We start from the raw sequence: 8,438 nt of genomic DNA on the forward strand, positions 1-8,438 counted from the left end.
CGTCACCCGGACGGTTAGGGTCGGCGGCCGTGACCGCCCGCTCACCCGCCGACGCACTCGTACCCGCGGAGGCCGCCGCATGATCAAGGTCGCCCACCTCGTCCCCACGCTGCATCCCGGCGGCCCGCAGACCGGGCTCGTCGACCTCGCCGCCGCGGCCTCAGCAGCCGGGCTGGAGCTGATGGTCGTCGCCCTGGCCTCGACCTCGGACACCACGCAGGTCGGTGCGCTGCGACGGCTGGGCGTACCCGTCGCCGAGCTCGGGCTGGCCCCGTGGGATCCGCGGGCGGCGGCCCGGGTCGCGCGGGCGCTGCGCACGCGAGGTGCCCAGCTCGTGCACACCCACCTCCCGCAGGCCGACGTCGCGGGTGCGGCGGCCGCGCTGCGGCTGCGGGTGCCCGCGGTGTCCACGCTGCACCGCATCGAGAACGAGCCCGCCGACCGCGTCGACCGCCTGCGCCGCACCGCCCGCATCCTCGCCCGGCAGCGGTTCATGTCCCGCACCATCGCGATCTCGACGACGCAGCGTGAGTGGTACCGCGGCATCGCCGGGCCCAAGGGCGACATCGTCGTGGTGCCCGACGGCGTGGTGGACCCCGGTGACGCCGATCCCGAGACGCGCGAGCGGTTGCGGACCGCGCTGGCGATCGGGCCCGCCGACGCGCTCGCGCTGTCGTTGGAACCCATGCGCCGCGGCGGCGGCCACGAGCTGCTCCTGGACGCCGTGGAGACGGTCCCGGAGTCCGCGCCGCTGGTCGTCGCGCTGGCCGGGGACGGCCCGCTGCGGCCGTGGCTGGAGTCGCGGGTGGCCGCGACGGAGGCGCTGCGCGACCGCGTGGTGTTCCTCGCCCGCCATCACGACCACGCCGAGCTGCTGGGCGCCGCCGACCTCGTCGTCCACACCAGCGCGTCGGGTGCACAGCCCACCACGCTGCTGCGCGCGATGGCCGCAGGGCGTCCGGTCGTGGCCACCCGGGTGGGCGGGGTCCCCGAGATCGTGTCGGCGGCGACCGGCGTGCTGACCGCGCTGCGCCCCGACCCGATCGGCGACGCCCTGCGGTCCCTGGCGACCGACCCCGTACGGCGCGAGCGGCTCGGTGCCGCGGCCCGCAGGCGCTTCCTCACCGACTTCGAGGCCACCGGGTGGGCCCGGCGGCTGCGCGCGGTCTACGAGGAGGTCCTGCCGTCGTGAAGGCGCAGCTGCGCCGCGCCACGGCCGCGGACCTGCCCGAGATCGCGCTCCTCGACGGTCGCGCGTTCGGCTTCCACTACGGCGAGCAGGAGCTCGACGACCTGCGCGGGGTGCTCGATCCGGACCGGTTCGTGATGGTCCACGACGGGGACACGCTCGTCGGCACGGCGGGCTCCTACGAGTTCGCCGTCACCCCGCCCGGCGGCGAGCCGGTCCCGGCCGAGGGCGTCACCTGGGTGTCGGTCGCCGCGACCCACCGCCGCCGCGGGATCCTGCGCACGATGATCACCGAGCTGCACCGCGGCTACGTCGAGGCAGGCGTCCCGCTGGCGCTGCTGACCGCGAGCGAGGGCGGCATCTACGGGCGCTTCGGGTACGGCGTGGCCACCGTGAACCGGACGGTGGAGATCGACCGGCGGCAGGCCGACTTCCGTCCCGACGTTCCCGACCCCGGGGGCGTCCGCTACGCCGAGACCGACGAGGTGCGCGAGCGGGTCCCCGACATCCACCGACGCTGGTGCGCGCGACATCCCGGGGCGCTGTCCCGCAGCGCCGCGTGGTGGGACTTCACCCTGCTCGACCGACCGCACCAGCGCCGCGGCGGCACCGCACGGTTCCACCTGTTGCACGCCGACGGCTACGCCGCCTACCGGATGGACGGCGGCACCTGCTGGGTCGTGGACTTCTTCGCCGCCACCGACTCCGCGCACGTCGCGCTGTGGCGGCTGCTGCTCGCGCTCGACCTCGTCCCGACGATCATCACCAGGGCCGTTCCGGCGGACGACCCGCTGCCGTGGTTGCTCAGCGACCCCCGGGTCGTGCGCACCGAGAGCGTGGCCGACGGGGTATGGGCGCGGGTGCTCGGCGTCCCCGCGGTGCTCGCCGCGCGCCGCTACGCCGTGGACGTCGACGCGGTGCTGCAGGTGCACGATCCCGTGCAGGATCGCGGGGGCCGGTTCCGGCTGCACGGCGGCCCTGACGGCGCGGAGTGCACGCCCACGGCCGCCGCGCCGGACCTGCACGTCGACATCCGGGCGCTGGGGTCGCTGGCGTTCGGTGGCCCGCGCGCGCTCACCCTGGCCCGCGCCGGGCTGATCGGCGCGGAGGACCCGGGGTCCGGCGGGGCGCTGCTGCGCCGGTTCGACGCCGCCTGCACCCCGGACCGGGAACCGCGCCACGGGACGGGCTTCTGACGTGTCCGGCGACCCCACCCGCCCGCTCGAGGACGGTCTCGTCCGCGAGTTCGCGCCCGCAGGCGCCAGAGGCACGCCCCGGCAGAACCTGAGCTACGGGGCGTACCTGCACCTGGACGAGGTGCTGGGCGCGCAGCACCCGGTGAGCCGCCCCGAGCATCACGACGAGCTGCTGTTCATCGTGCAGCACCAGACCTCCGAGCTGTGGCTCAAGCTGGTGCTGCACGAGCTGCGCGCGGTGTGCGCGCACCTGGCCGCCGACGACCTGCGCCCCGCCCTCAAGGGGCTCGCCCGCGTCAAGCACATCCAGCGCCAGCTCACCGAGCAGTGGTCGGTGCTGGCCACGCTGACGCCCTCGGAGTACGCGGAGTTCCGCAGCTTCCTGGGCACGTCGTCGGGGTTCCAGTCGCACCAGTACCGGGCCGTGGAGTTCGCGCTGGGCCACAAGGACGCCGCGATGCTGGCGTTCTTCGATCACGACGCGTCGGCCCGGGCGCTGCTCGCCGACCAGCTCGCCCGCCCCAGCCTCTACGACGAGTTCCTGGCGCTGCTCGCCCGCCGGGGCCACGACGTGCCGCCCGCACTGCGGGAACGCGACGTCACGCTCGCCCACGTCTTCGCCCCGGAGCTGGTGCCGGTGTTCCGGCGGATCTACGAGAACGCCGGGGAGTTCTGGGAGGCCTACGAGGCGTGCGAGGAGCTCGTCGACCTGGAGGAGAACGTGGCGCTGTGGCGGTTCCGGCACCTCAAGACCGTGGAGCGGGTGATCGGGACGAAACGTGGCACGGGCGGGTCGAGCGGGGTCGGGTTCCTGCGCGCGGCACTGGATCTGACGTTCTTCCCGGAGCTGTACGCCGTGCGCACGGAGATCGGACGATGAGGGACCGGGCCGTGGCGCTCGACGCCGCCGACCCCCTCGCCGCTTACCGGGACCGGTTCCTGCCCGCGCCCGGCGTGCTCGCCTACCTCGACGGAAACTCGCTGGGCCGGCCCCCCGCGGTGGTCCCCGAGCGGATGGCCGCGTTCGTCCGCGAGGCCTGGGGCGGCCGCCTCATCCGGGGCTGGGGCGAGGGCTGGATGACCTGGCCCGAGGAGGTCGGCGACCGCATCGCGCACGCCGCGCTCGGCGCCGCGCCCGGCCAGACGGCGGTCGCCGACTCGACCACGGTGCTGCTCTACAAGCTCGCCCGGGCCGCGGTCGACCGCGCCATCGACGGGGATCCCCGGCGCCGCGAGATCGTGCTCGACACCGACAACGTCCCCACCGACCGCGACGTCGCCGCAGGGATCGCGGCCGAGCGCGGCGCCCGGCTGCGCTGGGTCGAGACCGACCCGGCGGCCGGAATCACCCCGGAGCAGGTGGCGGCGGCGGTCGGCCCGGACACCGCGCTCGTGCTGTTCAGCCACGTCGCCTACCGTTCCGGCTGGATCGCCGACGCCCCCGCGATCACCCGCATCGCCCACGAGGCGGGCGCGCTGGCCCTGTGGGACCTGAGCCACTCCGTCGGGTCGGTCGAGCTGGAGCTGGACGCCTGGGGCGTCGACCTGGCCGTCGGCTGCACCTACAAGTACCTCAACGCCGGCCCCGGCTCCCCCGCGTTCGGGTACGTGCGCCACGGCCTGCAGGAGACGCTGCGCCAGCCGATCCAGGGCTGGATGGGCCGGCGCGACCCGTTCGAGATGGGTCCCGGCCACACCCCGGCGGCGGGCATCCGCGCCATCGTGTCCGGCACCCCGCCCATCCTCGCGGCCGTGCCGCTGCTGGCCTCGCTGGAGATGCTGGAGGAGGTCGGGATCGGCGCGGTGCGGGCGAAGTCGCGGGACCTGACGGCGTACGCGCTGGACCTCGTGGACGCCTGGCTGCCGGGCGTGGAGGTGGTCTCGCCGCGCGACCCGGACCGACGCGGCGGGCACGTCACGATCCGCCGTCCCGGCTTCCGGGAGATCCTCGACGACCTGTGGGAGCGCGGCGTGATCCCCGACTACCGCGAGCCCGACGGCATCCGGCTGGGCCTCGCCCCGCTCTCGACGGCGTTCACGGAGGTCCACGACGGCCTGGCGGTCCTGCGCGACCTGGTTGCAGGAGAGCCGCCTACCCGCCGGTAGGGTCTCGTGGCAGGGTGTGCCGATGGGAGCAGCGGGGACGGTCGCCGTCGTCACGGGCGCGGCACGCGGGTTCGGCAGGGAGATCGCGCGACGGCTCGTCGCGCGCGGGCACCAGGTCGTGATCACCGACCTGGACGCGTCGGCGGTCGACGCCGCGGCGGGCGAGCTGGGCGCCACCGGGATCGTGGCGGACGCGCGGCTGGCCGCCGACCACCGCCGCGTCGCCGAGGCCGCGCAGGAGCTGGGGCGGGTCGCGGTGTGGGTCAACAACGCGGGCGTGCTGCGCGCGGGCAAGGCGTGGGAGCACCCCGACGAAGACGTCGACCTGATGCTCGACGCCAACCTGCGCGGTGTCGTCCACGGGTCGCGGGCCGCGGTCGAGGTGATGCGTGGGGCGGGCGGGCACCTGCTGAACGTCGCGTCGATGTCGGCGCACGGGCCCGTGCCCGGGCTCGCGGTGTACGCCGCCACGAAGGCGGGCGTGCTGAACTTCAGCACCAGCCTGCAGGGCGATCTCGACCTCGACGGTGTCCCGATCCGCGTGCACGCCCTGTGCCCCGACCCGGCCGACACCGCGATGGTCCGCTCCGAGCGGGGGCACCGCGACACCGCGATCCTGTTCTCCCAGCGCTCGCTGCTCACCCCGGAGGCGGTGGCCGACGCCGCGCTGGAGATGCTCGCCGGCCGCCGGCTGGTGCGCTCGGTCCCGGGCTATCGCGCCGCGCTGGCCCGCACCGGGGCGGTGCTGCCGCGCGTCGGGCTCGGGGTGCTCGCCCGGTTGCGGGCGCAGGGCGAGCGCCGCCGCGCCGGGGCATGAGCCCCAGGAGGTCGGGGCGGCGCCACGACCACGACGCCGGTGGCGACCCGGAGGTACTCGCGGCCAAGGCCGCGCTGCGCGACGAGGTGTGGACCTCCCTGATCGACGCGAAGGTCGCCCGGTTCCCGGGCGCCCGCAACCGGATCTCCAACTTCACCGGGGCCGAGGCCGCCGCCCGCCGCCTCGCCGGCACCGACGCCTGGGCGGCGGCCCGCACGATCAAGTCCAACCCCGACTCCGCGCAGCTCCCCGTCCGGCGCCAGGCCCTGCTCGACGGCCGCACCGTCTACATGGCGGTGCCGCGCCTGGCCGAGCCCGAGCCGTTCTTCCTGCTCGACCCGGCCCACCTCGCCGACCCGCCGCGCACCGCCGCCTCGATCGCCGGGGCCACCCGCTCGGCCCGCCGCGTCACCGTCGCCGAGCTGGAGCCGGTCGACCTGGTGGTCACCGGCTGCGTGGCCGTCGGGGCCGACGGGTCCCGGCTGGGCAAGGGCGGCGGGTTCGCCGACCTGGAGTTCGCACTGGCCACGGCGGCCGGGCTGATCGGGCCGGACACGCTCGTCGTCACCACGGTGCACGAGCTGCAGGTGCGCCCGGCCGGCGTGATCCCCACCGCGACGCACGACGCACCCGTCGATCTCGTCGTCACGCCGGAGCGGGTGCTCGACTGCCGGGCCGGGCGCCGGGAGCGGCCCACCGCAGGCATCGTGTGGTCCGCGCTCACCGAGGAGAAGATCGCCACGATCCCCCTGCTCGGCGCGCTGCGGCGGGCATCGGGTCAGGGATAGGGCCAGGGGTTGGGAGCGCAGCCGAGCAGGCCCTTGGTCTGCTGCATCATCACCGGCGCCGCGACGTCGGGGCCCGGGCACGGCACGTGGCCGTGCCCGAGGAAGTGCCCCACCTCGTGGTTCACCACGTACTGCCGGTACGCGGTGCGATCGGTGCCGTAGTCCGGATGGGCGAGGACCCAGCGGTGGTGGGTCAACACGACGAGCGGCCCGTTGCGACACGACAGGGTGCCACCGGTGCGCAGCGGCAGGCACAGCCGCGCCGAGGTGTCCGGGCTGGCCAGCACCACCGTGACCTCGGCGTCGCCGTCGGTGCGGGCGAACGACATCGACCCGTCGCGGCCCCAACCGCGCGGGTCGTTGAGGGTGTCGAGCACGAAGTCGGCGAACGCCGGGCCGTCGACGGGCAATCCGCCCTCCACCTCGACCCGAACGGTCCGAACCCGACCCGGCCCCGGTGCGGGAGCGGACCCGGGCACCACGACCGGCACGCCGGTGCCGACCGGCGGAACCTCCGACCCGAGAACACCGGCCCGGGCGTCCTCGGACGGTGGTTCGGGAGCGGCCGGGGCCCCGGTGACCGCCGCGACGCGCGGGACGGTCTCCGGGACCGGAGTCGCCGCGGGCCCGGGCAGCACGCCGGGCACCGCCAGCAGCGCCGCGCCGAGGGCGACCGCGGCGGTCAGCAGGCAGGCACGGCGGAGCACCGGGCCAGCGTGACACGCCCGGTCCGGTCACGCAGACCTCAGCGGGCATGGTGAGAGGATGCCGCGATGACCACGGTGACGGCGGTTCTGGTGGGCGGGCCGTGGGACGGGCACACCGAGCAGGTGGAGCTGGGCGCCGACGGCCTGCCACCACGCGTGATCCCCCGTCACCGCGACACGACGATCTACACCGAGGACACCGGCCACCTGCCGGTCCGCATCCCCGAGCGGGGCTACCGCCGGGTCGGGCCGCACGCGTCCGAGCCGGACCGGTGGGTCTACGAGCCCGACACCGGCGACCCGCTCAGCTAGCGGTCACCCGCACCACGACGGTGGTGTCGGTGACCGACTCCACCGCGATCGTGAAGCCCTGGGCCTGCGTCTGCCCGCCGACGGGAACGCTGACCGACTGGCCCGCCACCTCCAGCATCGCCTGCCCGTCCTGCACCCCGACCAGCCGCGCGGAGACCCCCAACACCGACACCGCCGCCTCACCGGACCGCGGGAACGTGATGGTGCACCCGTCGATGCCGCAGTCGGTGTCGGAACCGGATCCACCACAGCCGGCGACGGTGACGAGGACGAGGACGGCGGCCAGCGCGGCGCGGCGGAGTCGGAGCACGAGACGGAATGTAGCCGTAGTGGTGCTGGTCACACATCACGGCGGTCGTTCATGGCGATCGCATACCGGGTGCGGTCCGGGTCTCCGTGCACGCGTGCCGGATCGCCGCGGTGGCCTCGGGCCGGCCGGGGCTGGTTCCTCGACGGCCGTGCCCGCCGCCGCCGTGCCCCTGGCGCTCGTCGTCGCCTTGCCGGATGTGGTGCTCCGGTACCGGCGCGTCCGACGGGTGGGCGCCCGGGCGGGCCGGGCTGCTGACCTGTTCCGGCGCGGTGTGCCGAGCCCGGGTTCCGCGGCCTGGCCCGGCAACGCACAGGGGGGATGGTTCGCGATCGGGCTTCGACGGGACGGTCCGGTCGACGGCGCGGCGGCCGCCGGCCCGGTACCGGGGGCGGTGTCCGGTCGAGCCGCTGTCCGGGGATGTGGCGGTCAGGGAGTCGGCAGGCTGCTGTCGAAGGGGTCACGCGCTGGTTCCGGTCCGCCGGCGCCGGCGCGTCGGGTTCGGGCGTGTCGGCGACCTCCCAGCGGTTCAGGTGAACCGTTGCGGGGGTGGTCGGCCTCCACCGACACCGCGACCGGGGCCGCCCGCCGGGTCGGGCGGGGCCGGGTTCCGGCGTCTCTTCCGGGTGGGGCGGTGGTCGGCTTCTACCGAAGTGCTGCCGCGCCGATTCCGCTCCTCGGCGCTGGCGCGCCTGCGGTACGGATCGACTTGCCACCGAAAGACCCTCCCTCGATCCCCGTAGCCGGTCGGGTCGACCGCTCCCGTACGGCGTCGATCTCCCGTCCGGTGGTAGGTCGCCGAGTGGTCGACCTCCGTCGGTCGACGGTACCAAACGTGCAGCTCAGTGGCGGTATAGTAGAACACATGTTCCCATCCGTCGCCGCGCCCTACGCGCCCGAACCGGACGCGCCCGAGTGGGACGCCGCCGAACCCCCGCCCACCATGGCCGACACGCCGCCGTCGGGGGTGTTCGCCGCCGAACTGGACTTCGCCACCGGGCACCCGGCGGCCCTGT

Annotated in this window: 9 protein-coding genes; 7 read left to right on the forward strand and 2 right to left on the reverse strand. The window is 75.4% G+C overall.

Annotated elements, in window-relative coordinates; translation table 11 throughout:
- Positions 1–79: 79 nt before the first annotated feature.
- From Q1K26_RS06580 to Q1K26_RS06605, 6 genes are read left to right on the forward strand one after another with little or no spacing between them, the layout of a single operon-like run.
- On the forward strand, positions 80–1,192 hold the full coding sequence (locus tag Q1K26_RS06580) for a glycosyltransferase family 4 protein (protein WP_300008463.1): 1,113 nt from the start codon (positions 80–82) through the stop codon (positions 1,190–1,192).
- Entirely contained in the window at positions 1,189–2,385 is a 1,197-nt protein-coding gene (locus Q1K26_RS06585) for a GNAT family N-acetyltransferase (protein WP_300008466.1), read from the forward strand. Before Q1K26_RS06580 ends, Q1K26_RS06585 begins: the two co-directional genes overlap by 4 nt.
- Position 2,386: 1 nt before the next feature.
- Positions 2,387–3,265 carry a tryptophan 2,3-dioxygenase family protein gene (locus tag Q1K26_RS06590; RefSeq protein ID WP_300008468.1) on the forward strand — a complete coding sequence of 293 codons (879 nt, stop codon included), beginning with the start codon at positions 2,387–2,389 and terminating at the stop codon, positions 3,263–3,265.
- Entirely contained in the window at positions 3,262–4,491 is a 1,230-nt protein-coding gene (locus Q1K26_RS06595; protein ID WP_300008470.1) for an aminotransferase class V-fold PLP-dependent enzyme, read from the forward strand. The genes Q1K26_RS06590 and Q1K26_RS06595 overlap by 4 nt, the downstream gene beginning before the upstream one ends.
- A gap of 22 nt (positions 4,492–4,513) precedes the next feature.
- Complete coding sequence (locus Q1K26_RS06600; protein WP_300008473.1) at positions 4,514–5,308, forward strand: SDR family oxidoreductase; 795 nt, start codon at positions 4,514–4,516, stop codon at positions 5,306–5,308.
- A complete protein-coding gene (locus Q1K26_RS06605; protein WP_300008475.1) occupies positions 5,305–6,096 on the forward strand; it encodes a 5-formyltetrahydrofolate cyclo-ligase in 792 nt (263 codons plus the stop codon). The genes Q1K26_RS06600 and Q1K26_RS06605 overlap by 4 nt, the downstream gene beginning before the upstream one ends.
- Here Q1K26_RS06605 and Q1K26_RS06610 read toward each other — a convergent pair.
- A complete protein-coding gene (locus Q1K26_RS06610; protein WP_300008477.1) occupies positions 6,087–6,803 on the reverse strand; it encodes a DUF3152 domain-containing protein in 717 nt (238 codons plus the stop codon). The two genes, Q1K26_RS06605 and Q1K26_RS06610, sit on opposite strands and share 10 nt — an antisense overlap.
- 66 nt (positions 6,804–6,869) lie before the next feature.
- On the opposite strand from Q1K26_RS06610, the gene Q1K26_RS06615 reads away from it, so the two are divergent.
- On the forward strand, positions 6,870–7,115 hold the full coding sequence (locus tag Q1K26_RS06615) for a hypothetical protein (protein WP_300008479.1): 246 nt from the start codon (positions 6,870–6,872) through the stop codon (positions 7,113–7,115).
- On the opposite strand, the gene Q1K26_RS06620 is transcribed toward Q1K26_RS06615, so the two are convergent.
- Positions 7,108–7,425: a hypothetical protein gene (locus Q1K26_RS06620; protein WP_300008481.1), complete on the reverse strand. Its 318-nt coding sequence runs from the start codon at positions 7,423–7,425 to the stop codon at positions 7,108–7,110. The genes Q1K26_RS06615 and Q1K26_RS06620 overlap by 8 nt on opposite strands.
- Positions 7,426–8,438: the final 1,013 nt, after the last annotated feature.

The sequence above is a fragment of the Pseudonocardia sp. genome, assembly GCF_029263155.1.
In the GTDB taxonomy this organism is placed as follows: Bacteria; Actinomycetota; Actinomycetes; order Mycobacteriales; family Pseudonocardiaceae; genus Pseudonocardia.

Bases quoted from the DNA above. Each gene is read 5' to 3' on its own strand.
- Q1K26_RS06580 (WP_300008463.1), top strand. From the start codon at position 80: ATGATCAAGGTCGCCCACCTCGTCCCCACGCTGCATCCCGGCGGCCCG.
- Q1K26_RS06595 (WP_300008470.1), top strand. From the start codon at position 3,262: ATGAGGGACCGGGCCGTGGCGCTCGACGCCGCCGACCCCCTCGCCGCT.
- Q1K26_RS06600 (WP_300008473.1), top strand. From the start codon at position 4,514: ATGGGAGCAGCGGGGACGGTCGCCGTCGTCACGGGCGCGGCACGCGGG.
- Q1K26_RS06605 (WP_300008475.1), top strand. From the start codon at position 5,305: ATGAGCCCCAGGAGGTCGGGGCGGCGCCACGACCACGACGCCGGTGGC.
- Q1K26_RS06615 (WP_300008479.1), top strand. From the start codon at position 6,870: ATGACCACGGTGACGGCGGTTCTGGTGGGCGGGCCGTGGGACGGGCAC.